At 53.5% G+C, this 26,888-nt stretch carries 18 protein-coding genes, 1 tRNA gene, 1 pseudogene and 1 riboswitch; of the genes and pseudogenes, 15 read left to right on the top strand and 5 right to left on the bottom strand.

The annotated features are described in order from the left end of the window. Positions 1-44 precede the first annotated feature (44 nt). On the bottom strand, positions 45-2,567 hold the full coding sequence (locus IEV46_RS10480) for a PIG-L family deacetylase (protein ID WP_188432524.1): 2,523 nt from the start codon (positions 2,565-2,567) through the stop codon (positions 45-47). Positions 2,568-2,819: 252 nt separating this feature from the next. Between IEV46_RS10480 and IEV46_RS10475 the strand changes: the two genes are divergently transcribed. The 11 genes and pseudogenes from IEV46_RS10475 to IEV46_RS10425 all read left to right on the top strand — a co-directional run bounded on the left by IEV46_RS10475 (position 2,820) and on the right by IEV46_RS10425 (position 14,040). Further along, positions 2,820-3,896, top strand: a complete 1,077-nt coding sequence (locus IEV46_RS10475) for an extracellular solute-binding protein (protein ID WP_188432523.1) — start codon at positions 2,820-2,822, stop codon at positions 3,894-3,896. A 201-nt stretch (positions 3,897-4,097) separates the two neighbouring features. Continuing rightward, positions 4,098-5,193 (top strand): annotated as a pseudogene (locus IEV46_RS10470) (ABC transporter ATP-binding protein). Positions 5,194-5,224: 31 nt separating this feature from the next. Next, positions 5,225-6,892 (top strand): ABC transporter permease, encoded by a 1,668-nt coding sequence (locus IEV46_RS10465; RefSeq protein WP_188432566.1) that lies wholly within the window; start codon positions 5,225-5,227, stop codon positions 6,890-6,892. A gap of 18 nt (positions 6,893-6,910) precedes the next feature. After that, a complete protein-coding gene (gene argH, locus IEV46_RS10460; RefSeq protein WP_188432522.1) occupies positions 6,911-8,422 on the top strand; it encodes an argininosuccinate lyase in 1,512 nt (503 codons plus the stop codon). A 143-nt stretch (positions 8,423-8,565) separates the two neighbouring features. After that, a complete protein-coding gene (locus IEV46_RS10455) occupies positions 8,566-9,375 on the top strand; it encodes a DUF6612 family protein (protein WP_188432521.1) in 810 nt (269 codons plus the stop codon). 192 nt (positions 9,376-9,567) lie between these two features. Beyond that, on the top strand, positions 9,568-11,046 hold the full coding sequence (locus tag IEV46_RS10450; RefSeq protein WP_188432520.1) for a hypothetical protein: 1,479 nt from the start codon (positions 9,568-9,570) through the stop codon (positions 11,044-11,046). 179 nt (positions 11,047-11,225) lie between these two features. Next, positions 11,226-11,504, top strand: coding sequence for a hypothetical protein (locus IEV46_RS10445; protein ID WP_188432519.1), 279 nt, complete (start codon positions 11,226-11,228; stop codon positions 11,502-11,504). A gap of 50 nt (positions 11,505-11,554) precedes the next feature. Continuing rightward, complete coding sequence (locus tag IEV46_RS10440) at positions 11,555-11,776, top strand: hypothetical protein (RefSeq protein ID WP_188432518.1); 222 nt, start codon at positions 11,555-11,557, stop codon at positions 11,774-11,776. Between the two features lie 181 nt (positions 11,777-11,957). Continuing rightward, positions 11,958-12,830 carry a hypothetical protein gene (locus tag IEV46_RS10435; protein ID WP_188432517.1) on the top strand — a complete coding sequence of 291 codons (873 nt, stop codon included), beginning with the start codon at positions 11,958-11,960 and terminating at the stop codon, positions 12,828-12,830. Between the two features lie 130 nt (positions 12,831-12,960). Next, a complete protein-coding gene (locus IEV46_RS10430; protein WP_188432516.1) occupies positions 12,961-13,863 on the top strand; it encodes an LCP family glycopolymer transferase in 903 nt (300 codons plus the stop codon). Between the two features lie 101 nt (positions 13,864-13,964). Beyond that, positions 13,965-14,040 (top strand) — tRNA-Ala (locus IEV46_RS10425). Between the two features lie 444 nt (positions 14,041-14,484). On the opposite strand, the gene IEV46_RS10420 is transcribed toward IEV46_RS10425, so the two are convergent. The 3 genes from IEV46_RS10420 to IEV46_RS10410 form a co-directional block, all read right to left on the bottom strand. Beyond that, on the bottom strand, positions 14,485-15,837 hold the full coding sequence (locus IEV46_RS10420) for an alkaline phosphatase (protein WP_188432515.1): 1,353 nt from the start codon (positions 15,835-15,837) through the stop codon (positions 14,485-14,487). Between the two features lie 636 nt (positions 15,838-16,473). Beyond that, positions 16,474-17,244 (bottom strand): EcsC family protein, encoded by a 771-nt coding sequence (locus IEV46_RS10415; protein ID WP_188432514.1) that lies wholly within the window; start codon positions 17,242-17,244, stop codon positions 16,474-16,476. Between the two features lie 180 nt (positions 17,245-17,424). Then, positions 17,425-17,583 (bottom strand): hypothetical protein, encoded by a 159-nt coding sequence (locus IEV46_RS10410; RefSeq protein WP_188432513.1) that lies wholly within the window; start codon positions 17,581-17,583, stop codon positions 17,425-17,427. A gap of 368 nt (positions 17,584-17,951) precedes the next feature. Between IEV46_RS10410 and IEV46_RS10405 the strand changes: the two genes are divergently transcribed. The 4 genes from IEV46_RS10405 (at position 17,952) to IEV46_RS10390 (ending at position 26,360) form a co-directional block, all read left to right on the top strand. After that, complete coding sequence (locus IEV46_RS10405) at positions 17,952-18,446, top strand: PTS sugar transporter subunit IIA (RefSeq protein ID WP_188432512.1); 495 nt, start codon at positions 17,952-17,954, stop codon at positions 18,444-18,446. A gap of 296 nt (positions 18,447-18,742) precedes the next feature. Next, positions 18,743-20,458 carry a phospho-sugar mutase gene (locus IEV46_RS10400; RefSeq protein WP_188432511.1) on the top strand — a complete coding sequence of 572 codons (1,716 nt, stop codon included), beginning with the start codon at positions 18,743-18,745 and terminating at the stop codon, positions 20,456-20,458. 359 nt (positions 20,459-20,817) lie between these two features. Then, positions 20,818-20,928, top strand: a riboswitch (SAM riboswitch). Between the two features lie 78 nt (positions 20,929-21,006). Beyond that, positions 21,007-24,483, top strand: a complete 3,477-nt coding sequence (metH, locus tag IEV46_RS10395) for a methionine synthase (RefSeq protein ID WP_188432510.1) — start codon at positions 21,007-21,009, stop codon at positions 24,481-24,483. Between the two features lie 14 nt (positions 24,484-24,497). Then, positions 24,498-26,360: a bifunctional homocysteine S-methyltransferase/methylenetetrahydrofolate reductase gene (locus IEV46_RS10390; protein ID WP_188432509.1), complete on the top strand. Its 1,863-nt coding sequence runs from the start codon at positions 24,498-24,500 to the stop codon at positions 26,358-26,360. A gap of 259 nt (positions 26,361-26,619) precedes the next feature. On the opposite strand, the gene IEV46_RS10385 is transcribed toward IEV46_RS10390, so the two are convergent. Next, positions 26,620-26,769 (bottom strand): hypothetical protein, encoded by a 150-nt coding sequence (locus tag IEV46_RS10385; RefSeq protein WP_188432508.1) that lies wholly within the window; start codon positions 26,767-26,769, stop codon positions 26,620-26,622. Positions 26,770-26,888 lie beyond the last annotated feature (119 nt).

The raw sequence follows: 26,888 nt of genomic DNA, 5'->3' as shown, positions 1-26,888 counted from the left end.
TTCCGGCGGTTGGAGCTCCGGAATTCTTTTTTGGGTTTCCTGTTTCAGCGGTGCCGGGGATAGTCGATCAAGTTGACGAACATCCGGTAACCGCCGGGAACTTGGTTCTGGATTTGACGATACCAGACCAGGCTGCTGTAGATATAGGAACCTTTCCCATAGTCAGCGATCAGCAATCCGCCCTCAAAGGGTTCCTCCCCGGGATCGGCCATGGACAGGAGGGGAGTGTAGGAGGAATCCCAAGTGGAGGGAAAGTACAGCCCACGCTCCTGAACCCAGTCTTCAAAATCTTTATCCGCGATCCGATTGGGTGCTTGAAAGAGGGAATGGTCGGGTTGGAGAAACGTGACCGCTGCTTTTTCATCGGTCACCCGCCATTCGATAGAGGGTTCCCCGGGTGTGAGGGGATAGGGAGCCAGGTTGGGATCCCAGTTGTCCCCCGGTTTGTGGTATTGCATCACCACATGCCCGCCCTTTTGGACATACTCCAGCAGGCGTTCATTCCGCTTCAGCAGGTCCGGGCGGGAGAGGTAGGCCCGGATGCCGACGACGATGGTGTCGTATCGGCTGAGATCGCCGGAGACCAGCTCCTGTTCAGTCAAGGGTGTGACATTCATCCCTGCATGGCGGAGGTGGTCGGCCACTTGGTCAAAGCCGCTCTCCACATATCCGACTTTCAACCCCGGATCGAACTTCAGCGAAAAGGCCTGGATGGGGAGACGGGCCTCGGTCAACAGGTAGCTGGTCCCGATATGATCATAGGCGATGGGTTGCACCTGGGTGTGGAAGCGTCTGCCTTCCACCTCGGCCGTAAATCCGACTGTATAGCGACCGGGTGGGACCGACTTTGGCGGAATCAGGCGGAAAGTGGCTTCCTTTTGTTCCTCGCTTTGGGTGAAGGAGAGTGAGCGGGAGTGGGGCTCCACTTTCCAACCCTCAGGCAGATCAGGACGAAGAATTCCCGTACTGGCCCCCTGTCGATGGTTGGTGACCGAAACCCGGACTTCCCGGATCTCGGATTCCTTCTCCGTATTCAGGGTGGTTGCGGTGGGAGTGATCCGCAGACCCCAGTCGGGAAGGAGGGCGACTGTCTGCTTGAGGGGATTCACGGAGACCGTCCGTGTCACCCTCACACCCTGCAGAAGGTAGTTGACCCGGGCTCGCAGAACGGGTGGTTGGTAAGGTTTAAAGTAAGCAGCATTCTCAGGGGCCTTCACTTTCATGTGGATGGCAGTTCCGGTGCCGGGAGCCAAGGATTTCGGGACGGACTCCGAGGATGCCTTCCACTTGTTTGGAAGCAAAGGTTCCACCTGCAACTGGCTGATCCCCGAAGCGCTGCCGTTTTGGATGTTCAGGGTGACCTTGGCGAAGGTTCCCCGGGTCAGCACGGGAGGATCCACGGTCAGCTGGAGCCGGACGTCTGAAGCTTCAGCTCCGGCTCTTAACAACTGCTGTTCCTTCACCTGTAAACGATGGTGGAGGTCGGTTTTTTCCTCCGGACCGAGACGGCTGTCAGCGACGGCGGCAGTCACCTGTCGCACTGTTCTCAGAGCCTTCTGCACCTGCCGGGTGACCGCCCGGTGATCCGGATAAGCTTTTTGGGCCTGTTCCAGTTGCCGCTGCAGCCTGACCAGGTGCCGGTTCATTCCCGGATCATTCAAAGTGGCACCCAGGTCGGCAAAGGTGACAGGGAGACCTTCAAACAGGTTGGTTTCCTTTGTTTTTCCCCCTGTCATCGATTTCACCAGTTCAAGGGAGACCCAGTACTCCTCCATGGGGAGGTCGCGGCCCATCCCCTGACTTTTATGCAGTTTTCGCGATTCTTCTCCCAGTTGGGGATAGGTGAGGCCATAGACCGGATCTTTGTGTCCGATGTTGAAACGGAGCGTTTCCCGATCCTCGGTTCCCCGTAAATACAGCTTTTTGATCTGCCAGGGGCGGAGCCCCTGTTTTAAATGTTCCGGGAATACCTTCGGATCGGCGGCATCTTTGAAGGCGCTGAGGCTGAGTTGGGAGATCGCCCGGTGATGTCCGTGTTCACTGGGAACATCCCGAAAGGAAGGCAGTAAAATATCTGGTCGCTGTTCCCGGATCCGCCGGATCAACCGCTCGTAGACCACCTCTTCTCCCCATTTGTCCAGAGTCTCCACCGGGGATTTGGAAAAACCGAAATCATAGATGGGATCATCCGTCTGTTCACTGAGCAGAAACAGATCCGTGCCCAGCAGACGGGCCGCTTCCTGCAGTTCCCGGGAGCGGATGATGCCCAGCCCGTTGCCCAGTTCATCCCCGATCTCGTTTTGTCCCCCTTCCCCCCGATTGGCCAACAAGCTGGAGGTGCGAACTCCCTGACCGAGGGAAAGCCAAGCGAGCAATGCACTGAATTCATCATCGGGATGGGCCCCCGTGTTCATAAAACTGATCACTTTGTCCAGGGGGCGGAGCACTTTCCAAAGTTCGGGATCCTGTTTTTCCGAAGCCTGAGCCGGAAAAGAAGGGATGGAGAGACTGACTGCCAACAGAAGAGTGAGCAGCAAAGGGAATCCCCTTCTCCAGATTCGGTACATGCCGGACCTCCTGCGGTTAAATTTTAATCCAGTATGAAACCCGTCTCTTTCAGTATAGTTATCGCGGTGAGTTCCAATATATGACCTATGCGAATGGGATGATGGACTGGAATATTCCCATATTTCAACGGATAACCATGTAATGGAATGACCCGCCTCCGATAGCTGGTTTTCCTTTCCCCCGGCTGGAAGCGACCGATGGGGAGGAGCAATTTACAGGGGCTTGAACCCTTTGGAGCAGGAGGGTGAAAGATGGGGTTGAAATCGAAGTGGATTATGATGTTGGTCATCCTGCTGGTGGTGGGGACGATCACGGGTTGTATGACCTCCACATCTGGGGGGGAGCAGGCCCGCAAGGACGGATTGGAAGAGAAAGTGGTGGTTTATTCTCCCCATGGAAAAGACATTCTGCAAGACTTTGAAAAGCAGTTTGAAAAAGAGTATCCCCATGTGGATGTGGAATGGTTGGACATCGGTTCTCAGGAAATTCTCGACCGGGTCCGTTCCGAGAAAGCAAACCCCCAGGCAGATCTTTGGTGGGGAGCCCCGTCCGTGATGTTTGAACAGGCCCGGGATGAGGGATTGCTTCAACCTTATCACCCCGGCTACGCCGATTCGCTCCCCAAAGAGTTCCGTGCATCGGATTGGTCCTGGACGGGCACCAGCCAGACACCGGAAGTGATTATGTACAACACCCGGGAGGTCCCCGAAGGAGAGGTACCCCGGGACTGGGATGATCTTTTGGACCCCAAGTGGAAGGACCGGATCATCATCCGCTATCCCCTCGCATCCGGAACCATGCGGACCGTCTTCTCCGCTTTGATCTACAGGGATTACAAAGAGACGAAAAGGCCCGATCAAGGGTATGAGTGGCTGAAAAAGTTGGACGCCAACACCAAGGAATACTCTGCCAATCCGGAAATGATGTACAGTAAGGTGGCGCGGGGGGAGGGGGCCCTCACAATTTGGAACATGCCGGACACCGTCATGCTGAAAGAGACCAAAAACTATCCCTTTGATTTTGTGATTCCCGAAAGCGGCACTCCGGTCTTGACCGAGGGGATCGCTTTGGTCAAGGGGGGCAAGCACCCGAAGGCGGCAAAGGCATTCTACGAGTTTGTCAATTCCAAACAGGCGATGAAGCACCTTGCCAAAACATACTACCGCATTCCCACCCGAAACGATATACAAGGTTTGCCCGCCTGGATCGCGGAAACCCGGATCAAACCCATGGATCTGGACTGGGGGTTCCTCCAGGAAAAGGAAAACGAATGGATGGACCACTGGGATCAAAAGATCAAAAACAAGGCCAAGCAGAAGGAGGAATAACCTGGGGGTGTTGATCTTCCGGAAAATGGGCGGCGGCTGGGGAGTCGTATACTGCCACAGTGAGTACTGGAACAAAGCGACTTTAGGCGGGCCTTGTGTCCCTTGGATGCAACGGTCGCGTGGTAGAACACGAAACTCCTCACCCAAGATATGGCCGGTCAACTTGCCAGAGAATAACCCGACAGGATGGGGGGACTGCTGTTGAGTCAGGTGGAGCTGAAAGGGGTTTCCAAAAGATTCGGGTCCGTAACAGGAGTGGAACAGCTGAATCTCACCATCCGGGAAGGCGAGTTTTTCACTCTCCTCGGCCCCAGCGGTTGCGGGAAGACGACGACTCTGCGGATGATCGCCGGCTTCCATGCTCCATCCCAAGGGCGGATCCGATTTGACGGCAAAGACGTGACCGAGGTTCCTCCCCAAAAGCGCGGCACCGGGATGGTGTTTCAAAATTATGCACTTTTTCCACATATGACCGTCTTTGAAAACGTGGCCTTCGGACTCCAAGTGCGCAAGATTCCAAAGTCGGAACGGAAGGAGCGGGTGGAGCAGGCTCTGGATCTGGTCCGACTGGGGGGATATGGTGACCGGCGGATCGCCCAGTTGAGCGGCGGCCAGCAGCAACGGGTCGCCCTCGCCCGGGCCCTGGTGGTTCGCCCCCGGATCCTGCTTTTGGATGAGCCATTGTCCAATCTGGACGCCCGTCTGCGGGACGAGATGCGCTCGGAAATCCTTTCCCTGGCAACGTTCTCTGGGGATCACCACGATCTACGTCACGCATGATCAGGTGGAAGCCTTGTCGATGAGTGATCGGATCGCTGTTTTTCATCAAGGGTCCTGCCGGCAGACAGGGACCCCGGAACAGATCTACAATCAGCCGGCGGATGCTTTTGTCGCCTCCTTCATCGGGGAAACCAATCTGCTTTCGGCTACAGTGGAAGAGGTGAATCCAGGGGGGCTTCTGGTGCGCAGCTTGGGGCACCGTTTCCGGGTGGAGCAAAGGCGGGAAGAGGTAGGGCTCTTTTCGCCGGGCGAAAAGGTGTGGATCAGTATCCGGCCGGAAGGGGTGGAACGGGTTTCCGATTCCGGAGAAAACACCTTGTCCGCTGAACTGACACTGGTGCAGTTTATGGGGTTCTCTTTCCACTGTACCGCTTGGGTGGAGGAGGAAGTCCTTATTCGTGCACTTTTTGTCAACCGTCCGGATCTCACCGCGGAACTGCGGACGGGGGAGAAGGTGGTGTTCCGGTTGCCGGCGGATCGCATTCGGCTGCTCCCCGGAGGTGATCGGAGTGCTTGAGTGGATCAGGGGGCGACTGGGATCGGAACGGATGGTCACCTGGGGACTTCTGTTGCCGGTGCTGGCGGTTCTCTTCGCCTATGTGCTGTACCCCAGTTATCGCACCTTGGCAGAGAGTGTTTGGGTGGAAGGCGTATTTTCCCTGAAAAATTACCGGGCTTTTTTCAGTCCGGAGAGTTTGTCCAATCTGGAGGCGTTGTGGAACAGCGTCTACATCTCCCTGTTGAGTGTGCTGTTCAGCGCCCTGATCGGAGTTCCCTTGGCGCTGATCTTCCACCGGTACGACTTTCCCGGGCGTCGCTTGTTTGCATCGGCGGCGATCTTGCCGATGGTGCTGCCGTCGCTGGTCGGGGTGATGTCCTTTATGTTCCTGTACGGAGAGTCGGGTCTGGTGACCCGTTTCCTGCAGGATCTCTTCGGTTTGCAGGAGCCGCCGTTTCGGTTGAGGGGGGTTGCGGGAATTCTGTTGGTTCACGCTTACACCATGTATGTTTATTTCTACATGACAGTCTCCTCCGCCATCCGGGGAATTCATCCTACCCTGGAAGAAGCCGCCGCCAACCTGGGGGCCGGACCTTGGAGGAGATTTCGGAGCGTGATCTTGCCCTTGTTGACCCCGGCGCTGGTGGCGGCATCCCTCTTGGTTTTTATGACTTCCATGGCTTCCTTTTCAGCTCCGTTTCTCCTCGCCGGGGGGATTCGCGTTCTCAGTCTGCAGATTTACTTTTCCAAGATCAACGGCAATCTGGACATGGCCGCCGCCCAGTCGGTGATTCTGTCTGTCATCTCCATTTCCTTTTTGCTGTTTATGCGTTGGTATCAGGGTCGGCGGGATTATCAGATGATGGAAAAAGGAGTGAGTCACCACCAGCGGGAGATTCGCAATCCTTGGGTGAAATGGCCGTTGGTGTTTGCCGGGACGATCGGGGTGATCCTGCTGTTGCTTCCCCATGGGACTCTGGTGATTCTCTCCCTGGTTCCTGAGGGGAGCTGGACCTGGCAGACTTATCCCTCCCAGTTCAGCCTGGAAAACTACCAGTTATTGATGAAAGATCCCCGGATCTGGGATCCCGTTCGCAACAGTTTGTGGATGGCGGCCTTGGCCACGGCGGGCAACTTTCTGTTCGGTGTGTTGACCGCCTATGTGCTGGCCAAACGGAAATTCCGGGGGAAAAATCTGCTGGATATTCTGGTGATGTTACCCTGGGCTTTGCCTGCCACCGTGGTGGCGATGAACCTGATCCTGGCGTTTAATGTACCCACCCCCTTCACCTTTGGTCAGATTCTGGTCGGCACCTTTTGGATCCTGCCCCTGGCCTACTTTGTGCGGCATATCCCGCTGGTGGTCCGCTCCACTCATGCCGCCCTGGAGCAGTTGGATGACTCTCTCGAAGAGGCGGCCCGCAATCTGGGAGCTCGCTGGTTTACCACCTTTCGCAGAGTGATTCTGCCGGTCATTCTGCCGGGGATCCTGGCGGGGACATTGCTCGCCTTTGTGACGGCAGTGGGGGAGTTTGTCTCCTCGGTGATGCTTTATACCATTGCGAACCGTCCCATTTCCATCGAAATCATGAACCAGCTCCGGATGTTCAACCTGGGTCAGGCGGCGGCTTATGCAGTGTATCAGATTATCTTGATTGCAGGCGTTCTCTGGATTTCCCAGCGTTTTTTCGGGGTGAAGGCGGATAACACACTTTGACGCAAAGGAGGATCGGCATTGGGGAAAAGGGAAGAGATCCGGCAACGGGACGGCACCGTCTTTCCCGGCGGGATCTATGTGGACTGCCTGTTGAAACCGGTGTTTAAGGAACAGAGGGACCACCTGTTCCAGGCGCAATTTCAGATTCACCGTGCCCATGTGCTGATGCTGTATGACCAGGGCATTCTGTCGAAACGGGAGGCGGGGGAGATTCTCCGGGGGGTGGAAATCCTGGCGGGGATGGATCCGTCCCAACTACGCTATGATCCCCGGTATGAGGACCTGTTTTTCATGGTGGAGGGACTGCTTGCGGAAGAGATCGGGGAAGAAACGGCAGGAAATATGCATATCGCCCGCAGCCGCAATGACATGGGGGTGGCCATGTACCGAATGGTGTTGCGGGAACAACTGCTGAAGCTGATCCGGAGGGTGCAGGATTTGCGGGAAGCCCTGTTGGAGGTGGGAGAGGAACATCTGGAGACCGTCATGCCAGCCTATACTCACACCCAACCGGCCCAACCCACCACTCTGGGCCACTATCTGCTCGCGATCCACGATGTGACGGAACGGGACACCCGCCGGCTGTGGTCCGCATATCAAACGGTCAATCAGAGTCCTCTGGGGGCGGCGGCACTCACCACCACCGGATTCAACATTTGCCGGGAATCGGTGAGGGCATTCCTTGGTTTTGACGAACTGGTGGAAAATTCCTATGATGCCGTTGCCGGAGCGGATTATCTTTTGGAAACAGCTGCTGCTCTCACTTTGCTCATGACGGATGCAGGACGTTGGATTCAGGATCTGCTCCAATTCTGTACTCGGGAATTCAACGTCCTGCGTGTAGCTGATCCCTATGTCCAGATCAGTAGCATCATGCCCCAGAAGCGAAACCCCGTTTCCGTGGAGCACTCCCGCTCTCTTGCCAGCAGTGCCATCGCCGATGCCCAGGCGGTTTGCACCATGATTCACAATACCCCCTTTGGAGATGTTGTCGATACCGAAGATGATTTACAGCCCCATTTGTACCGGGCTATCGACAAGAGCAAGCGGGTGCTGGACTTGATGATCGCCGTCATCAGTACCATGGAAGTAAATCAAGAAGAGATGAGGCGGCGTGCGGGGGAAGGATTGATCACCATCACTGAACTGGCTGACACTCTGGTCCGGGAACGGGGGCTCTCCTTCCGGAGGGCTCATCGGATCACTTCCCGAGTGGCCCGCCGTGCCTTCCGGGAAAAGAGGGATCGGATCCAACCGGAGTGGTTGCAGGAAGCGGCAGAAGAGATCACCGGACAGGGGATTACCTTTCCTGAGGGGAAGCTGATACAGATCTGCGATCCGTTTCGCTTCATCATGGTGCGCCGGTGCTCTGGGGGACCCCACCCTCAGGAAGTCCGGCGGATGTTGAAGGACCGGAAGAGACGGTTGGATGCCGACCGAAGGGAGTGGAGCCAAAGATCCGAAGCTATTCGTTCTGCCGGGGAACACTTGCGAGTCCGTGTCCGACAACTGATCTCCCAAAACAGGTGAAAACCTGCACACCCGAACCGTCGGGTGTTTTTTATAAAAAACTGATGGGGTGGCGACGCCGGAGCCATCCTTTGCTATATTCATAGGAGAGTTATCTTTGAAAAGGGGCGGAATTTATGGTCAGAAGAGGGGGTTGCCTCCTGGTGGCCGTGCTGGTTGTGGCATCTCTCACCGGATGTGGGACAGGAGAAACTGAAGCAAAGGAGGAAGAAGAATCCCAAAGGGCGGTGGCCATGCTGGAGCGGGCCAACACCCATCTGAATCGGGTCAAGGGTTTGGAGTATGTGACCGAGGGGGTGCAAAAAACCCGCAGCTATCATCGAAACAAGGATTCCCACAGCGAGCTCAGTCAGAAGATCCGAACAGAGGCCGGATATGGACCGGACCGCTTCCACGTTGTTGCCCTGGCAGGGAAGTCCAAATCGGAAGAGGTCTATCTGACTCATAAAACGATGTATCTCAAGGATCCGGAGATGAACCGATGGGAAAAGATCTCCGCCAAAGAGACGGACGGGATGGCCCTCGACTTGATCAATCCCCATGATCCGAAGCAACTGTTAAAAAAGTTGAAACTGCTGCGGGAAGATTGGTCTGTCATTCAACAACAGGGGGACTATCTGTTGGAGATGGAGCTGACGGGGGAGAGAATCGCTCCCTATATCCGTGAAGTCTGGCACGGACAGAAAGAACTGGCTGTGATGGATTCCTCGCCGGATCTCTTAAAATGGAAGGATCATCTCCGAGTCAGCCGTATCCAACAGACGATCCGGCTGGACGCAAAGACATTCCGACCGATCTGTCTGGAACAGAAGATCCATGCCGAAGTGAAGGTGGATGGGTTCCATTTGACTTCGGAATATCATCTGAAAACCGAGGTCAAGGAAACGAACCGGCCGTTTCAAATTCCCGCTCAAGTAAAGCATTCCGCCAAAGAGATCGAACCCGAAAAATGAAAAGGGAGAGGAAGCCCATATCCGTGATAATTTTCCTGGATTCGTCATCCCTTTCCATCTAGGTAATAAGTAGTAATTTTCCGGAAGGAATGGTTTTTCGGAAAAAAAGGACCCCAAACAAAAAACTCCCCCCGAATAATGGTTGTGAGAGGATTCCAGATCCTCCATTAAACTCTCAAGGGGGAAAACAACTTGAAACGAACCCGTTTCATCTCCATGGCCTGGCTGATGGTGTTCGCCATGGTCTTGGTGCTGTCACCTTTCCAGGCACTGGCTGAGGATGGAAACTCCGGGCTGGGAACCGAACAAAGTGATGTGGTAAAGACTGAGGAAACCCAGGATTCCGACCCGGGGGCTGTCACTGACGATGGGGAGGGAACCGAACCGGAGGAGTCTGCTCCCTCTTCCGTTCCCCGGGAAACCGAGGGGAATACCGAAGAAATCAAAAAAGAACTACAGGGACTGAAACTTGGGATTCAGGTCACTCCCCAGGTCAACTATGAGGCGGATGGAAAAGCCTCGGGTGTGGAAGTGACAGCAGCCTTGGTCCTCAGCAACAATACATTCAAGACGCAATTGGCCAAAAACCCGTTCCTGGCAACTTGGAAATTTAGCGTAAAGGATGCTGCGGGTAAGGAAGTGGCTCAGGCTGAACAGCAAAACCTCGGTCTCTCCGCCACCGAGACACTCCATGTGACCGATCCCGGCGAATACACCGTTGTGATTGACTGGAAGGGCCCCATTGGGCTGGGCAAACTCCGCGGTGAGGCTCCCTTCACCATTGAAGAGATGGATGTACCCGGTGAAGAGCCCGGTGATGGAGAACCAACCCTTCCGGAAAATCTGGACGTAACGGTGGTTCCGGACATAGATGAAGATGGATACTACACCGGTTTGGTCAGAGTTAAAGGAAAAATTGCCGACGCCAAAAAAGGGGATGAGGCGAGCGGAAAGTGGAAATTTATCCTGAGGGATACCGAGACCGGTGAAGTGGTGGACAAAGTCGTCAAGAAAAACAAAAAGGGAATCAAGAAAGGTGCTTGGCTGGCTGCCTTCGAAAGTGGCACCTATGAAGCGAAAGTGGTCTTCAACGGCACTTTCAACGGTGAGGCATTGAAAGTGCAAGGATCCAGCGAGATCACTTTGGATATTCCCGATTATGTTGACTTTGATCACAAAGTGAAGTATCAATTCAAGAACGGCAAACATCAGGTGACCGCTTCCATCTTGGAAGGAGAACATGCCACAGGGTTTTGGTTGATCGGGTTGTTTGACATGGAAGGAAAACCGGTGGTTGAACCCGTATTTGCCGACTCCCATGAAGGGAAAACTTTCTCCGCCGAGTTCAAGGATCAATTAAAGCCTGGACACTATTTCGTCGGTGTCATCTTTGAAGGAACCGTGGATGGCCAACCGGGCGGCTTTATCGATGATTCTGTCGAATTTGAAGTGAAAGGCAATGGTGACTGCATCACTAAGCCCGGAAAAGATAACGACAAGAAGCCGATGAAGCCTGGTGAACCGAAACAAGTGATCGATAAGATCAAAAACGGGGGCAAAATCCCGAAAACAGCCACCCAATATCCTCTGGGGATGATGATTGGTGGCGGGGTCCTGCTCCTGGGCCTGGGTATGCTGGGCTTCATGAGGCTCCGCCGCAATGCAGCCTGATGAAGTATAAAGATAAAGGACTTTGTGGAGAGGACTCTGCGGAGTCCTTTTTTCTTGTATTAAATCTACTTGTTACTGCCTGAATCAGTCCAAAACGGTCCGAAATTCGCACCAGATTACGAATAAATTCCATGGAAGAAGCAAATTTCCACATTATTCTTCAATAGGGAGGGGAAGTTGTGAAAAAAAGAGTTCGGGCTTTATCCATGGTTTGGTTGGCAGTGTTCATCCTCACTCTGCTTATGCCCCCTTTTCAGGCTTTGGCTGAAAATAATGAGGGGTATAAGGTTGATGTGAAGGCGATGTCGACGAAAGAGGATAATATTGCGGTTGATGCAGAGGTGGTCGGTGAACAAAACCCGATTGCATTGAATGGGGAATGGATCTTTTTTCTGATCGACAACAAGAGTGAGGTGGTAGAGAAATCTAAGCCGTATCCGGTTAATTTGATAAGATGACGGTGAAACAGCCTCACGAGTTCAAGGGTTTGAAGCCCGGGAAGTATCAAGTGAAGGCTGAGTTCAAGGGAAGTGTACGAGCCGAGGGTGACGTGGCGGATTCTCCGAAGCAGAAACCATACATCCTTGATGTCATCTCCGATCAGATCACGATTGAACAACCCGGAGCGGACAATCCGGAACCTGGGGAGCCGGAAACCGTCGGGATCGAAGTTTCGGTAGACACAGTGAATGGAAACCCACCAGTACCCTCAAAGCAGAAGCCTCTCTGAAGACGGATGCCACGGATGTGGAGGGCGACTGGAACTTCACTGCGATTTATCAATGGGCCAACACCCCGACCGACGAAGTCTCGTTGAAGGGCGGCAACCAGGCATCAGCCGATCTGGCCGTTGTCAGCACAGGAGTCTGCGTGGTCCATGTGACATTTGACGGTCGGCGGACGGGAAGAAAGTGAACGGGGAGAAATCCATCGAGGTCACTCTGCCCGGCAAAGAAGACGGTAAAGTTCCGGCACCTTCCTATCAGATCGTCGCCAATCACGACTTTTTGATCCAAGGTTATGAGGATGGGGGCATCGAGGATATTGCGGCGAAGATCGATGCCGAGCTGATGAAGGGGAAGAAAGAGGCCCGCAAAGCCAAAGGGACCTGGACCTTTGAATTCCCCGAATTGAGGTTGAAGAAGAGCGGGAAAAAAAGCCAAGCGGCCTTCTCTATCCTCCATGAAGGACTGACCCCGGGACATGAGTATACTGTTCACATCACCTTTGTCGGAAAAGCGGGCAAAAAGAAGGTTAAACAAGAGACGGACTACCAGCTGATCATCCCGGGGATGAAGAGCGGATACGATTACAACAGCGGCAAAAACATCGTCACCGGTGAACTGACCCTGGCGGAAAGTGCCGAAGGGAATTGGGTGACTGCGGTCTTTGACGAGGCCATCGAATTGGTGGACTTCAAAAAAGCAACAGGTGTGAAAGGATTGAAGCACTCCGCTGACTTTGAGGGTCTCAAACCCGGAAAATATCAGGCGGTGACCCTTTTCGACGGGGAGATCGACGGGAGAAAACTAGTGGTTTGGAATGAAGTTTCCTTTGATGTGACAAAAAACGGGGGTACTCCATTGCCAGGGGACCAAAAACCCAGTGTTGGTGATCCGAAAACCGGCAAGAAGATCGTAAAAGACATCAAGGGAGGCAAAATGCCCAAGACCGCCGTGGACCATCCGGCCTTGATGCTCTACGGAGGGGTCATTGCCGCAGCCGGTCTGTTGTTGTTTGGGGTTGTCTACCGTCGGAAATGGCTGGCTCTGCTCGGCATGTAAGGGAACCTGTCCGCTGACAGACAAGAAAACCGCCTTTCGTCAGCGGAAGGTGGTTCTTTGAGCAAAAAAGAGACATCATCGTTCCAGTATTAATGAAGGTATCGATCCGAACCCAAAGGAGTTTCAGGATATGAAAGGGTTGAAGATTTTTTCCGTAATATTTCTGTTGGTCGTGGGAGGAGCGGGGGGATACGGTTGGTATCTCTATTCTTCCATGAAAGAGACTGCCTCTCAGATTTATGAACCGAGGGAAAAGAAAAAGTCAGACCTGCGGGAGGAGGAAGTGTCGGTTCACAAGCAGGATCCCATCTCCATCCTGATTCTGGGGGTGGATGAACGTAAAGGGGACATGGGACGCAGTGATACGATGGTGATTCTCACGGTGAATCCCCGAACGAACAGCTCACTGATGTTCAGCATTCCTCGGGATACGCGGACGGAGATCCCAGGCAAGGGAATACAGGATAAGATCAATCATGCCTATGCCTTTGGCGGTGCTCCCATGGCCGTGGAGACGGTGGAGAATTTCTTGAAGGTCCCCATCGACTACTATATCAAGATGAATATGGAGGGCTTTGCCGATGTGATCAACACCTTGGACGGAGTGGAGGTGAATAACCCCTTCGCCTTTGACTACAAAGGCATTCCCTTCCCGGAGGGACCGATTCACCTGAATGGGAAAGAAGCACTGATGTACACCCGGATGCGCTATGAAGACCCGCGAGGGGACTTGGGCAGAAACGACCGTCAGCGTCAGGTTTTGAAAGCAGTGATCACCAAGGCGGCCAGGCCGTCTATCTTGATGGATCTCTCCTCCCTTTTGAAAAGTCTGGGTACCAATGTGAAAACAAACATCTCTCCGGAGGAATTGCAGCAAATGGCTGTCGATTACCGGAGTGCCACCCAACAGATGGAGACTCTGCAGGTAATGGGGAAGGGAACCAAAATCGATGGAGTCTATTATTATCAAGTATCCGAAGCGGAGCGGGACCGAATCGGACAAAAAATGCGCGGAACCTTGGGGTTGAATTGATTCCATGCTGAGAAGGGGCAAACCGCCCCATTTTTTTGTGAGTTCCCTTGACAAATGGATGAGCAAGTTATATGATTAGTTTTGCCGCCAAATTAAATTACGGGGCATTAGCTCAGCTGGGAGAGCGCTACACTGGCAGTGTAGAGGTCAGCGGTTCGAGCCCGCTATGCTCCACCATGATAAATCCTTTCTTCAAACTTTGGAGAAAGGATTTATTTGTGTTGGGAAAAAGGGATTTTCACTTTTTAGCCAAGGCCCCCTCAACGAACAGTTCGTGGGAAGCCATTGCAGGGCAAGGATGGTGGGTATTTGATTCGCCTTTGCATTCAGCGGAGCCAAAGTCTCGCCAAGGTCCACTGTTCCCGTTTCGCTATCCGCTGTTTGCAAGAGATCAGAGTCGTCCCGTGACTTCCGTTCCCGAACATTATTTATGTTTGGAGCACGGGGAAGACCGAAAGTGTCAGATCCAAAACTATTTCATGGTTAACTTACAGCTCTTGACGGTACTGTGAACAATAAAAAAGGTCCACCTTATCAAGATGGACCATAGCGGACAGTCGCTTGTCGTCAACTTGTTACCAACCGTTGATATTCGGTGAAGGGCGGGTTGCATGATTTGAATCAACGTTTCCAGATGTCAAAAATCCGATTGGCGATGTCAGTGTTGTCGATGCGGCCGGCAAACATCTCTTTTCCTCTGCCATAGGCGAAGACTTCCACATCGTCACCTGTATGCCCGGAGGTGGTCCACCCTGTGTTGGAACGGACATCGAAAATGTGGGAGATGGCCTTTTGCACAGTGGCTGCTTTACCGGAAGCGCTTGCCTCTTTGACCGCTTGTAGTTCCTTGTTTGTCAAATCAAAGCCGATGTAGCGGTTCAGGGTCTTTTCCACGTCAGCTCCGTCGATGATCTCGTTTGCCATGAACTCCGGCGTGCGCTTGGCTTGTTTGATCGGTTCGGTATTCCACACGTACTGACCGTCACTGCCAATGGAGAGGCCGCCGGTGGAATGGTCCGCGGTGGCAATGACCAGTGTCTGCTTGTCTTTTTTGGCAAAGTTGATCGCTGTTTGCAAAGCCTGGGCGAAGTCTTCCATTTCACTCATGGCTCCGACCACATCATTGTCATGCCCGGCCCAATCGATCTGGCTCCCTTCAACCATGAGGAAGAAGCCTTTCTTGTTTTTGCTGAGCCGCTGGAGTGCAGCCTGTGTCATTTCCTTCAACGCAGGAGTCTCATCGGTGCGATCAATTCTTTTCGGCAGTCCCACTTCAGCGAATAATCCCAAGATTTCATCCCTTTTGCTGTTCAAAAGTTCCGCCCGCGTTGTCACATAATCGTATCCGTCCTTTTGAAACTGTTTCACCAGGTTACGGTCATCCCGGATAAAATAATCGGTGCCGCCGCCGAGCATCACATCCACTTTATGCTTTCCGTCGATGCGTTCATCATAATATTCGTCCGCGATCTCATTGTAGTTTTGCCGCGATTCATTGTGGGCGGCAAAGGCGGCTGGAGTGGCATGGTTGATCTGTGAGGTGGCGACGAGTCCGGTGGACTTGCCCAGGGATTTAGCCCGCTCCAGCACGGTTTCCACAGGTTGTCCATCCAGATCCACCGAGATGGCAGCATTGTACGTTTTCACTCCGGAAGCCATGGCTGTCGCTGCGGATGCCGAATCGGTGATATTTTCATCCGGATCCCATGCATAGGTGGTTTGCATCCCGACGAAATGTTTGTCAAAGATCGTTTTCCCCACTTGTTTCGATCGCGGATCGTCCTGGTAGTAACGGTAAGCTGTTGTATAGACTGGACCCATGCCATCACCGATCAACAGGATCACATTTTTTACACTGTTGGCTTTTTTTACAGGGCTTGTCCCTTTGGCATCGGCGAATGAAAAACTACCGATCAAACCCCCCGCGATCAAAAGCACCGCCGACAACACGATAAGGAAACGCCTCCGTGTCATTTCACAACCTCCTTAAAAATGGTCGCCTCCATTATACCAAATTTTTTTTAATTTAAAGTTAATTATGGGCGGCCGGCAAGACAAACCACATAAATCCCTTGATCTCACCTATTGGCAAGATCAAGGGCTGGTCTGTCGCCTATGTCAGAGAGAGTGGAACTGTCGTTTACGAACGCTGCGTACGGAGCTGAAAGTGGACGGAGGCTGGTCGCGTACCTTTGGCTCGATCCTTGCGGAATCGTACTGGCACAGGTCTTTGATCAATAAAGTAATGTACTTGATCCCTATCTGTTCCAGGATTCCCGTTACAACTCGGTCTGTCGGCAGATTTCACCGTAGGATGAGGGTTCCGATCAGAAAAAAGTTGCGGAAACAGCTCCTTTCGACCGGCGTTTGGCCCATCATTCGTGCAATATTCCGTCTGTTCTGAATGCATCACGCGTACCTGCGCCTTCCGGATCCTGCTGCCCACAATCCAGTGAGGTCTAGTTGACGAAGCGGACAAAAACAGGCCCGATGTCCGTCGCTGTGTTTGATGAAACTTGCGGCAAGCTGAATCAGCTGGTTCGGGGATAAGGAGTCCATTATCCCTTCCGTAAACAAGATCACTGCGGGAAATCTCCGCAGTGACCCTTATCATGGCTCCATGGACTCCAACTTTTCTAGAATCCGTCGCTTTCGGTAAAGCATGCGGGTCGTTTCCGCCACGTCTTCCACGGCGGATTTGTTGATCCAGGCACCGAAGAGGATGCCAGCGATGGGGACGAGTTGGAACAGCTTTTTCCAGCCGAAGTGATCCCGGTAGGTGGCGATCACTTCATGCCATCCCTGCAATTGAGAAATGGAATCCCGTTCGGGGTTGTCCTGTTGAAAGGTGGACAAGTTTTTCAGGATGGCTTGTTTTCCGACATAATCAGCAGAGGTAAACTGGAGGCACTGAACGATGAAGATGCGCTCTTTCTTTTCCCGGGGATCGTAACCGTGAACGAGGGCCATCTCCTGGGCGATCTTCAGCGAGAGGCCGAGGAGAACCGGAATATCGATGGCGAGGGTCAAAAAGCCTCCGACCCCGGTGGTGGCACCCTGATATTTGGCCACTTCCACCCGAGATTTTTGCAATTCCTCCGCTGTACGGTCCATGACGGCCAGTGGCAGGTGGTGAACTTGAGAGAGACCGATGGATCCGGAAGGCTGTCCCGCCTCTTGGGCGAGCCGGTCAAGCACGTCATTCTGGTTGATCAGGTAGCGGCCCCCGGTCTGGATATAGGATCCAATTTCATCCAGAAGCTGACCGATCCAGTCGCGAAGGATCCGGGGCGTGATCCGGTCCAGCAAAGTGAAGGGGAGACGACCGATCTTTTCCCAAAACCACAGGTCTTTCTGTTCTTCTTCCCAACGTTCGATCATCCGGAGTTCCACCGAAAGCCCTTCTCTCGATTCTTCCGTGACAGGAGTGGGCAAGGGGATCACCTCATCCCTAGGGTTTGCTTTCAGTATAGCGGTTGTAGAGCGAATTGGACAGAGGCGATGGGAGGTTTTGTCTGAATCGAGAAAAGCTTTTTGGCGTGGGTTGGCTTTGGGTGCTGATTACCGACAAGTGATACCGGCTTGTTCTCCGGTGGGGCGTTGGGGTGGTTCGGGAGCGGGGGGGTTGGGCAGTTCGGCTTGTTCCTTCAGGTACCAGATTCCGGTGAACAACAGAGTCCCAACAACAAAGCCCAGAACTCCAATATCGAGAGAAGTCATCCAGACCTACACCCTTTCGGACTTTTGTACTAAAAAGATAACATATAAATCAGTATGGTTTTTTAAGGGACAGTTAAATCCTGTTTGATTCCTTGTTTCAAAAGTTTTTCAAACTCTCGATTGTCACTACGAACCATTGGTGAAGGAATCCGCCTGCCGACGGGGAAGTTATTGTGGGCGGGGTCGGGGAAAATCCATGGCGTCCATAGAAGTGTTGTGAAAAAGCCGTGCACAGGGAGGTTTGGGGCTTTCATGAAGCGTCTTTGTTCGTCAGAACAAATGAAGCGGATTGTGAAAACTAATCCCGACCGACTCGGAAAACATGAAACCACAGATCTTTTCACTAAACGATAAAGGAGTGTAAGTCGATGTTTCGCAACTGGTTCGGGAAAAAACAGAAATCACTGGTTCTTTCAGCTCCCCTGAAGGGAAAGTTGGTTCCGTTGGATCAAGTGCCGGACCCCGTCTTTTCTGAAAAGATGATGGGGGACGGGGCGGCGATGGAACCGGCGGAGGGGGTTCTCCGTGCTCCGGTGGACGGTGAAGTGATCCAACTCTTTCACACCAAACACGCTGTTGGCATCCGCAGCGTGGAAGGACTGGAAGTGTTGCTTCACATCGGATTGGAGACCGTGGCCATGGAAGGAGAAGGTTTTAGCGCTGAAGTGAAGGAAGGCGACCAAGTGAAAACTGGTCAGCCTCTGATCCAGTTTTCACTGGAAACCGTTCGGGAACAGGCGAAAAGCATCGTAACCCCGATAGTGATCACCAACATGGATCGCGTAGACCGTCTGGAGCTCAAGTCGATGAAAGAGGCGGATCCGGGGGACCCGATCCTGGCAGTGACCCTGAAATCATCTTAGATCGTATCCGGTTGCATGTACCGGCTCCCTGCCTGAACGGACAGGGGCTTTTCCTTATATGATGAATTTGAAAACAGGATGGGAATACCAAAGTCGGATCCGGCTTACCTCAAGTCAGAAAAGCTTTGAAATATTTGGCGCAGATCATGAGGAAGACCATCCGATTTTCCCGGCGTATGGTGTAAGGGAATTCCGGACGTTTCTAATTCCTCTGCTGAAGAAGGTGCAAATGAACCGGAAACTTTGAAGAGAGAGGCCGGAATGGGGTCGGCACACATCTTATGAGGAGGATCGACATGACACGGGAGGGGCAGGCAGAAGGCTTGTTGGAGCTTTGGTTGAAGGATCCAGCGATCGATCGGGAAACCAAGGAAGAACTGCGCAGGATTGCACATGATCCAAAAGAAGTGACCGACCGCTTCTACAAAGATCTGGAGTTTGGTACCGGGGGTTTGCGGGGACTGATGGGGGCAGGCAGTAACCGGGTCAATCGGTACACGGTGGGAAAGGTAACACAAGGGCTGGCCCAATATCTCTTGCAACAGGAACGGTCTCCCTCGGTGGTCATCGCCTACGATCCCAGATGTCACTCCGCAAATTTTGCCCTGGAGGCGGCGCTGATCCTTGCCGGAAATGGGATTCGTGCAAGAGTATTCAAAGGGGTGAGGCCCACCCCGGAATTGTCTTTTGCCGTTCGACATTTACGGGCGACGGCGGGGATTGTCATCACTGCGAGCCACAATCCGGCCTCTTATAACGGTTACAAAGTGTACGGCAGGGATGGAGGACAGCTTCCCCCGGAAGCTGCCATACAGCTCCTTTCCCAGATTCGTCAGGTTCACTCCTTCGCTGACATAAAAAAAATGACCCGAGGAGAAGCGGAAGAGGAAGGATGGCTTCATTGGATCGGCGATGAGGTGGATGAAGCTTATTTGAACGCTGTCATCTCCTTGAGCCGGCAACCGGAGGGAATTGGACAAATCGGTCATCGATTGGGAATCGTATATACCCCTCTTCACGGAAGCGGTAATCTTCTTATCCGGCAAGCTTTGCACCGGATCGGTTTTGAACAGGTTCATGTTGTGAAAGAGCAGGAGGAGCCGGATCCATTCTTCTCTACAGTGAAGATCCCCAATCCGGAGGATCCAAAGGTACTTGCAAAGGCGATCCGGCTGGCGGAGCAAACCCGGGCAGACTTGGTGATCGGGACGGATCCCGACGCGGATCGGATGGGTGTTGCCATACCGGATATAAGGGGAGAGTATACCACTCTGACGGGGAATCAGACAGGGGCTTTGCTTCTGCATTATCTGCTCTCCACGATGAAAGCAAACGGAACCCTCCCAACTGACGGGGCTATGGTCAAAACCGTCGTCACCGGTGAATTGGGGGCGCGGATTGCGCAAAGTTACGGTGTCAAGGTGATCAACACCCTGACCGGCTTTAAATACATTGGCCAAAAGATAGAGAAGTTTGAGCAAACGGGTGCTTGTCAATTTGTTTTCGGATATGAGGAGAGCTGTGGTTATCTTGCCGGAACCCACGCCCGGGACAAAGATGCCGTGGCGGCATCGATGCTCATCTCCGAAGCGGCCGCTTATTATAAAAGTCAAGGAAAAAGCTTGTATGCGGTGCTGGAGGAGTTGCATCAAATCCATGGTTATTTCGCGGAGGACATTCAAACCAGGACATTGAAGGGCATGGAAGGTGCAAAAAAGATCCAAGAGATCATGGATGACTGGCGACAGAATCCCCCACGGGAGATCAACGGTTCGCGCTTCCTTCGCATGGAGGATTTTTCACAGGGATTATACGGACTGCCGAAGGAAAACATGCTCAAGTTTCATCTCCCCGATGGAGGCTGGTTTTGTCTCCGCCCATCAGGCACGGAACCGAAAGTCAAGATCTACTTTGCTACCACCGGCAATTCCGACAAACAGGCGTCCGAACAGTTGCAACAACTGATCCACGCCGTTATGGGTCGTATCGATGAATATTTGGAAGAGAGTTAGTTTGAGAGATCTTGCTTTCTCGTACAGGTAATGATTTAACAGGTCTGTCGATCAACGGGATAATATATAAACGAAGCCACTTGGAATCATTGTGAAACAGCTGTCACAGGGAGGGTTGGATTTCACATGAAGTGATTTTTTCAGGAAGGCGAGGTGACGGTGTTTGGTTATGACCTTCGCAGTCAGGGACGGGAGGTTCGGAGATGTCTTGGATATCTGCCGCGACATTTTAAACTGGCTATCAAGTTTTATGAGTGAAGAGACAAACTTTATATTGACAATTCTGGGTTGATTCATTATAGTATACACAAACTTGGCGGTTGATGATTTGATCAACCGTGAAAACTGAATACTTGATTCTCTTATCAAGAGAGGCGGAGGGACTGGCCCGATGAAGCCCGGCAACCTACTGTACAATTTGTGCGGTGTGGTGCCAATTCCTGCAGAGTGCCATCTCTGGCAGATGAGAGAGACCGAATCGGAAACAACGGACCTTTCATCCTGGAGATGAGAGGTCTTTTATTTTTAGGGAGAGGGGTGGGGATGCGATGACTTGCACGAGGGGAAAGAAGCCGATCCGACAGAGGTTGGAGGAGAAAATACTGGTTCTTGATGGGGCGATGGGTACTCAATTGCAAGCGGCGGGTTTGACAGCGGAGGATTTTGGGGGAGAAGAGTTTGACGGATGCAACGAATACCTCAACATTACCCGACCCGATCTGATCCGGGCTATTCATGAAGAGTATCTGGAGGCCAAAGCGGATGTGATTGAGACCAATACCTTTGGGGCGACCCGAGTGGTGTTGGTGGAGTATGGTCTGGAAGAGCGGGCGGAGGAGATCAACCGAAAGGCGGCTGAGCTGGCGGTGGAAGCGGTCACACGGTACAGCACGCCGGAGTATCCCCGTTATGTTGCGGGAGCCCTCGGTCCTACAACCAAGACTCTCTCCGTCACCGGGGGGGTCACCTTCGATCAATTGATGGAATCCTACCGGGAACAGGCTCGGGGCCTGATCCGGGGAGGAGTCGATCTTCTCCTGCTGGAGACTTCCCAGGACACGCTCAATGTGAAGGCGGCGGGGATCGGGATTCAGCACGCCTTTGATGAATTGGGAAGGAAAGTGCCCCTGATGATCTCCGGCACCATTGAGCCTATGGGAACGATGCTGGCAGGGCAAAACGTGGAAGCTTTCTATCTGTCCATTCAACACTTGAATCCTCTGACTGTGGGGCTGAACTGCGCCACCGGGCCGGAATTCATGCGGGATCACCTGCGGACACTCTCCGGGTTGGCCCATTGCGGGGTGAGTTGTTACCCCAATGCGGGACTTCCCGACGAGGAAGGGCGCTATCATGAAACACCCCGAGGTTTGGCTCAAAAATTGGCCGGATTTGCCGATCAGGGGTGGCTCAATGTTGCCGGAGGGTGTTGCGGGACGACGCCGGAACATATCAGGGCCATCGCCGAAGCGCTGGCAGACAAGGAGCCCCGTCGATCCAATTCTTCCCGTTTTCCGGCTGTATCCGGGATTGAACCTCTCTACCCGGAGGCGGATAACCGACCGATTCTGGTTGGTGAGCGGACCAATGTGATCGGCTCCCGCAAGTTTCGCAACATGATCCGGGAAGGGCAGTATGAGGAAGCCTCTGGAATCGCCCGGCGCCAGGTGAAGGGGGGTGCCCAGGTGATCGATATCTGTCTGGCGGATCCGGATCGGGATGAGCTGGAGGATATGGAACGGTTCCTCCAGTTTGTCGTCAACAAAGTGAAGGTACCCCTGATGATCGATTCCACGGATCCTGAGGTGATCGAGAGAGCATTGAGATATTCCCAGGGAAAAGCGATCATCAACTCCATCAATCTGGAAAACGGAGAAGACCGTTTCCGGGAAGTGACTCCCCTGATTCACCGTTACGGAGCCGCCGTGGTCGTGGGCACCATCGATGAAAAGGGAATGGCTGTCCAGGCTGAGCAAAAGCTGGCTGTGGCCAAGCGTTCCTATGACCTGTTGGTAAACCATTACCGGATCCCGCCGGAGGATATCATTTTCGATCCCTTGATCTTCCCCGTGGGGACCGGGGACAGAACCTATATCGGATCTGCCGGGGAAACCGTGGAAGGAATCCGGAGGATCAAGGAAGCGATGCCGGAATGCAGCACCATTCTCGGGATATCCAATGTTTCCTTCGGTTTGCCGCCCGCGGGTCGGGAAGTGCTGAACGCAGTCTGTCTGTATCATTGCACCCGGGCAGGATTGGACTACGCCATCGTCAATACGGAGAGGCTGGAGCGCTACGCTTCGATTTCCGAAGCGGAGAGAACACAGGCGGAGAAGTTCCTTTTCCGAACGGGCGAAGAAAATTATGATGACGTCCTGGCGGAATTTGCCGCTTTTTACCGGGACAAAAAACCGACAGAGAAAAAAGCGGTGCAGAGTCTTCCCTTGGAAGAACGGTTGGCCCGCTATGTGGTTGAGGGGAGCAAGGACGGCCTGATCCCCGATTTGGAAGAGGCGTTGCAAAAGCACAAACCCTTGGAAATTATCAACGGTCCCCTGATGAAGGGAATGGACGAGGTAGGCCGCCTGTTCAATGACAACCAGTTGATCGTGGCGGAAGTGCTCCAAAGCGCTGAAGTGATGAAAGCATCAGTCTCTTTTTTGGAGCCCCACATGGAAAAAACGAGTCAGGAGAGCAAGGGAAAGATCTTGTTGGCCACGGTGAAAGGGGATGTTCACGATATCGGGAAGAACTTGGTGGAGATCATTTTATCCAACAACGGTTTTGAAGTGATCAATCTGGGAATCAAAGTGCCCCCGGAGCAACTGATTGAAGCTTGCCGCCGGGAAAAACCGGATATGGTGGGGTTGTCGGGACTGTTGGTCAAATCCGCCCAACAGATGGTACTGACCGCCCAAGACATGAAAGCTGCCGACTTGGATCTGCCCGTCCTGGTGGGCGGGGCGGCTTTAACGAGGAAATTCACTGATCAGCGGATCGCCCCCCAATACGACGGACTGGTTCTTTACGCCAAGGATGCCATGAATGGATTGGAATTGGCCAATCGACTCAGGGATGATGAAAAACGGAGGCAGCTGGTGGAAGAGGTGAAACGGAACCGGGAGAAAGCACGGAGCCAAAGGTCCGAGATATCGACCCGGGAGGAGGTTGGGGGCAAGGTGGTCACCCGGGTCCGCGTCTCCACGGTAAACCGGGAGGCGCCGGTATATCCCCCGCCGGATTATCGTCTTCACATCCTGCGGAACTATCCCATCAGCCACTTGGAACCTTACATCAACAAGCAGATGTTGTTCGGCAAACATCTGGGGCTGAAAGGAAATGTGGAGAAGCTCCTGATGGAGGAAGATCCCAGAGCGATACAATTGAAACGGGAACTGGACGAAATGATCGCCCAATTGAGAGAGGCGGGGGAACTCCGTGCCGACGGGATTTATCGGTTTTTTCCGGCTCAATCCCAGGGGGAAACCATCCAGATCTACGACCCGGAATTTCCGGGGGAAAAAGTGTTGGAGACCTTCACCTTTCCCCGGCAGAGCAAGGCCCCTTACCTGTGTTTGGCCGACTTTTTGCGGCCGAAGGATTCGGGGGTGGTGGACACGGTGGGCTTTCTGACAGTGACCGCCGGCTTTGGGATTCGGGAGCGGGCGGAAGCGTGGAAGCAGAGCGGGGACTATTTGCACTCCCATATGTTGCAGGCTTTGGCCTTGGAACTGGCGGAGGCATTCGCTGAGCGACTGCACCATATGATGCGGGATGCTTGGGGCTTTCCTGATCCGCCGGAGATGACGATGAGGGAGCGGTTTTCCGCCCGTTATCAAGGGATCCGGGTCTCTTTTGGCTATCCGGCCTGTCCCGATTTGGAAGATCAGGCCAAACTGTTTCGCTTGATCCGGCCGGAGCGGATCGGGGTGAAGTTGACCGAGGGTTTTATGATGGAACCGGAGGCATCGGTCTCCGCCATGGTTTTTTCCCATCCCGAAGCGAGATATTTCAATGCAGTGTGAGAGGAGGAGAGGCAATGACTCACCATCCGGATCTGAGGGCTCTCCTAAGGGATTCCCTGTTGGTAGGGGATGGGGCGATGTCCACTTATCTGTACCAACAAGGGATTCCCGTTGGAATGACGGCGGAGGAGCTCTCCCTGTCCCGCCCCGACTGGATTGAAGAGGTGCACCGGCAGTATGTGGAGGCGGGGGCCCGATTGATCGAGACCAACACTTACGGGGCCAATCGGGAGCGTCTCTCCCGTTACAGCCTGGAAGGAAAGGTGAGCCGGATCAACCGGGAATCCGTCGCCATCGCCCGGCGTGCGGCAGAAGGGAAAGCTTATGTGGCGGGTGCCGTCGGCTCCATCAATGCCGGCCGTGTGTCCCGCTGGTCGCCGGCGGAATATCGGGATCTTTATGAGGAGCAAGCCACTGCTCTTCTCTACGGAGGTGTGGACGGCATCATCCTGGAGACGTTTTTTGATCTGGAGGAGTTGCTGCTGGCTTTGGAAGTGATCCGCCCCCTCACTGACCTTCCCATCCTGGCTCAGCTCACTATGTTGGAGGTGGGAAGAACCAGGGACGGACATACATTGACGAAAGCTTTTGCCGAACTGCAAAAGCAGGGGGTGGACGGAGTGGGGCTCAATTGCCGCGTCGGCCCTCTGCAAATGGAACGAGCCCTGGAGAAAACGGTGGTTCCCGACGGGCTCATCCTGACCGCCTTTCCCAACGCCGGCCGTTTGGGGGGGAGCGACGGGGAATATCAATACGAGTCCACGCCGGAGTATTTCGGAAACCGGGCAAAAGTCTTGCGGGAACAGGGGGTCCATTTGATCGGGGGATGTTGTGGAACCACTCCGGAACACATCCGTAAGGTGGCGGAAGCCTTGCATGGACTGCCTCCGGCCCCACGGGTGAATCCGAAGCTCCCGGAGGAGGAAGTGGTTGCTCTTCCCTTGGAAGTGCGCTCCCGACCCACAGTGGTGGAACAGGTCCGTCGGGGAACCACGGTGATCGTGGAGTTTGATCCACCGAAGGACTTGGACATTCAAGGCTTTCTCCAGGGGGCGGAGGCGTTGCATAGGGCGGGTGCCGATGCGATCACTCTCGCTGACAATTCAATGGCCACCCCCCGCATGAGCAACATGGCTCTCGCCTCCATCCTGAAAAGCCGATTGAGGGTGGAACCGTTGGTGCACATTACCTGCCGGGACCGAAACCTGCTGGGCCAGCAGTCCCATCTGATGGGACTTCATGCACTGGACATTGATCAAATTTTGGTGGTGACGGGGGATCCCACCCGGATCGGCGATCTCCCCGGGGCCAGCTCCATCTATGATATCAACTCCTTTGATCTGATCCGGATGGTGAAGCGATTGAACGAGGGAATCTCTTTCTCGGGAAAACCTTTGCGGCAACAGGGACGGTTTGTGGTCGGAGCCGCTTTTAACCCCCATGTTTCCCGGATTGAGGCAGCCATCCGCCGCTTGGAGAAAAAAGTGGAGGCCGGAGCCGATTTCGTTATGACCCAACCGGTTTATGATGTAGAGACTTTGCAGCTTGTCCATGAAACTACCCGGCACATCCCGATCCCGATCTTTATCGGTGTGATGCCTCTCACCGGTCATCGCAATGCTCTTTTCCTTCATAATGAACTTCCCGGTGTCAAAATTCCGGAAACAGTGATGGAGCAAATGCGGGGTTTGAAAGGACCTGAAGGCAGGAAAACCGGTGTGAAGCTGGCCGGAGAGTTGTTGGATGAAGCCGTTTCATTGTTCAACGGGATCTATCTGATCACTCCTTTTCATTATTGGGAGATGACAGCGGAACTGACGCGCAGTATCCGAAAAAAAGGGAAGGCACGCCCAATTGCGACGGTGGAAAGATCTTGATCCCTCCAAGCCCCGTTTCCTTCATCTGCCATGGAAAGGGGCTTTTTCCTGTACAATCCTCCCGGATTGTAGTATATGTTTTGATGATCAGACCACCTGGAGGGGAGGTCCTCCGATTGTCAAACACGGAATTGTTTAATGTACTTCTGCTGTTTATGATTGTGATTTGCATGGTGTTGATGGTTCTTTACATACGTGAACGGGGCAAAAACAAAAAAAAATGACCTCCCCTCGGGGAGGTAAACGGTTCGGTTTCAGCTCATCCATACCAATGGTGAAATCCATGACTGCTGTCGAAGTGCATATGGGAGCTGGAAGAAGAGCTGCTGCTGGAAGAACTGCTGGAGGACTCATGGATCCGGTGGTAGCCGCAGTGTTTCATGTAATGCTTCATCATTTTTCGTTCCATCCGGTGACACATCTTCATGTGATGGTACATCATATACGGATCCATACTGCAGGGGTCAACCATCACAGGCATATGATGGACTGGCATCTGCGGGACGTGCCTTGGGATGTGGTGGATGT

The sequence above is a fragment of the Kroppenstedtia guangzhouensis genome, from assembly GCF_014637345.1.
Taxonomy (GTDB): Bacteria; Bacillota; Bacilli; order Thermoactinomycetales; family DSM-45169; genus Kroppenstedtia; species Kroppenstedtia guangzhouensis.
The sequence above is the reverse complement of the archived record's forward strand: the minus strand, read 5'-3'. Positions and strand labels throughout refer to the sequence as shown.

What these genes read in the sequence shown, in the direction of transcription:
- IEV46_RS10480 (WP_188432524.1), bottom strand. Translation starts at nt 2,567, where the DNA reads ATGTACCGAATCTGGAGAAGGGGATTCCCTTTGCTGCTCACTCTTCTG.
- IEV46_RS10475 (WP_188432523.1), top strand. Translation starts at nt 2,820, where the DNA reads ATGGGGTTGAAATCGAAGTGGATTATGATGTTGGTCATCCTGCTGGTG.
- IEV46_RS10465 (WP_188432566.1), top strand. Translation starts at nt 5,225, where the DNA reads ATGGTCACCTGGGGACTTCTGTTGCCGGTGCTGGCGGTTCTCTTCGCC.
- IEV46_RS10430 (WP_188432516.1), top strand. Translation starts at nt 12,961, where the DNA reads ATGAAAGGGTTGAAGATTTTTTCCGTAATATTTCTGTTGGTCGTGGGA.
- IEV46_RS10420 (WP_188432515.1), bottom strand. Translation starts at nt 15,837, where the DNA reads ATGACACGGAGGCGTTTCCTTATCGTGTTGTCGGCGGTGCTTTTGATC.
- IEV46_RS10415 (WP_188432514.1), bottom strand. Translation starts at nt 17,244, where the DNA reads ATGATCGAACGTTGGGAAGAAGAACAGAAAGACCTGTGGTTTTGGGAA.
- IEV46_RS10410 (WP_188432513.1), bottom strand. Translation starts at nt 17,583, where the DNA reads ATGACTTCTCTCGATATTGGAGTTCTGGGCTTTGTTGTTGGGACTCTG.
- IEV46_RS10405 (WP_188432512.1), top strand. Translation starts at nt 17,952, where the DNA reads ATGTTTCGCAACTGGTTCGGGAAAAAACAGAAATCACTGGTTCTTTCA.
- IEV46_RS10400 (WP_188432511.1), top strand. Translation starts at nt 18,743, where the DNA reads ATGACACGGGAGGGGCAGGCAGAAGGCTTGTTGGAGCTTTGGTTGAAG.
- metH (WP_188432510.1), top strand. Translation starts at nt 21,007, where the DNA reads ATGACTTGCACGAGGGGAAAGAAGCCGATCCGACAGAGGTTGGAGGAG.
- IEV46_RS10390 (WP_188432509.1), top strand. Translation starts at nt 24,498, where the DNA reads ATGACTCACCATCCGGATCTGAGGGCTCTCCTAAGGGATTCCCTGTTG.
- IEV46_RS10385 (WP_188432508.1), bottom strand. Translation starts at nt 26,769, where the DNA reads ATGGAACGAAAAATGATGAAGCATTACATGAAACACTGCGGCTACCAC.